This is a genomic window from Curtobacterium luteum, from assembly GCF_001475545.1.
Lineage (GTDB): Bacteria > Actinomycetota > Actinomycetes > Actinomycetales > Microbacteriaceae > Curtobacterium > Curtobacterium luteum_A.
Map to the genome: position 1 here is coordinate 1 of NZ_LDQC01000174.1, position 1,425 is coordinate 1,425.

2 protein-coding genes are annotated in these 1,425 nt (G+C 74.5%); both read right to left on the reverse strand.

The window, feature by feature from the left end:
- Positions 1 to 53 precede the first annotated feature (53 nt).
- Positions 54 to 770, reverse strand: coding sequence for a class F sortase (locus NS184_RS16985; protein ID WP_152998315.1), 717 nt, complete (start codon positions 768 to 770; stop codon positions 54 to 56).
- Positions 767 to 1,425 (reverse strand): glycosyl hydrolase family 8 (locus tag NS184_RS16990; protein WP_206556307.1); only part of this gene is annotated, 659 nt, incomplete at its 5' end. The genes NS184_RS16990 and NS184_RS16985, both read right to left, overlap by 4 nt.

Consider the following 1,425-nt stretch of genomic DNA (forward strand, 5'->3'; position numbering starts at 1 on the left):
GGATGATGACCAGTGACTCGGGCACCGTGGTCTCCTGTCGTTCAGTCGGTCGGTCAGTCGTGCACGAGGGTCGCGAACACGATGAGGTTGTCGGTGTAGTGACCGGTGGCGGTGTCGAACGTGCCGTCGCACGTGATCAGCCGCAGCGCCGGGGTCGGGGAGGTGCCGTAGACGTCGCTGGTGGGGAACGCCGACTTCGCGGCCCGCTCGGAGCGCTGCACCTGGAACACCCGGTCGCTGCCGTCGGACATCTGCACGGTGATGCGGTCGCCGGCAACGAGCTCGTCGAGCCGGTAGAACACGGCGGCGCTCGTGGGGGAGTCGACGTGTCCGGCGATGACCGCCGGGCCGACCTGTCCGGGCACGATGCCGTCACTGAACCATCCAGCGCTGTCCCAGTCCTCCGGCGGGTCGAGTTCGCCGGCCGGACCGCGGTGCAGGTCCTCCAGGCCGCTCGACACCCCGATCGCGGGGATCTCGACGCGGACGGGCGTCGCCGTCGAGGTCGCCGCGGGGGCCGCCGGGTCCTGGAACCCCTCGGTCGCGGAGTCCGCCCTGCCCTCCCCTGCGGTTGCACCCGCAGCGCGGGTCGCACCCGCGCTGGCGGTCGCGGTGGCTGCGGAGGTCCCGCTGTTCGAGGCGGCGACCGCGACCCCGGCGACCGTGCCGCCGACGAGCAGCACCGCGACACCGACCGCGACGGCGAGCACCCGGCGGCGTGGCGAGCGCGGGGCGTCCGGCGTCCGGTGCGACGCGGTCCGGCGGCTCACGAGTCACTCCCGGAACCGGCCGCGCAGCCGCCGAGCACGTCGGACGTGAGCATGGTCGCGCCGAGTGCCGCCCATGCGTCGCCGTAGTACGTCGGCGTCGTGGCCGCGGTCCGGTCCGCCCGTTCGAGGTCGGTCCGCGCGGCCGACGTGCTGCCGGCAGCGTGCTCGGCCGCGGCCCGGGCTGCGTACGCGAGGGCGTTCGTGTCACCCGTGACCGCGGTGCCGCCGAGGTCGAGCTGCGCCGCGAGCTGGGTCGAGCGGCGGAGCGTCGGCGCGATCGACCCAGCGAGCTTCCGGTCGGCGCTGGTGCACGCCTCGGCGTACCGCAGCGGGAGGCGCATCGCGTCGTAGCCGTAGAGCACCCGTCCGTCGTCCGCGGATGCGGGCATCGGTTCGACCCGGCCGTCCGCGTGCACCTGGGACCAGTCGCTCGGGAGGTCGGTGGCGGCGAGGAGCGAGGCGGTCACGGTGCGCGACCCCTGCTCGAGTTCCTGCCACCGGTCGTCGCCGGTCGCTCCGGCCAGGATCCGGTACGCGGCGGGCGAGGCGTAGGAGGCGTCGTACCGGTAGGGCTCCTGGTCGGCCCAGGGACCGGCGAGGAGGATCCGGCCGGCGTCCGTCTCGACCGTCTCGTGCTCGAGGATCGCCGCCGCGA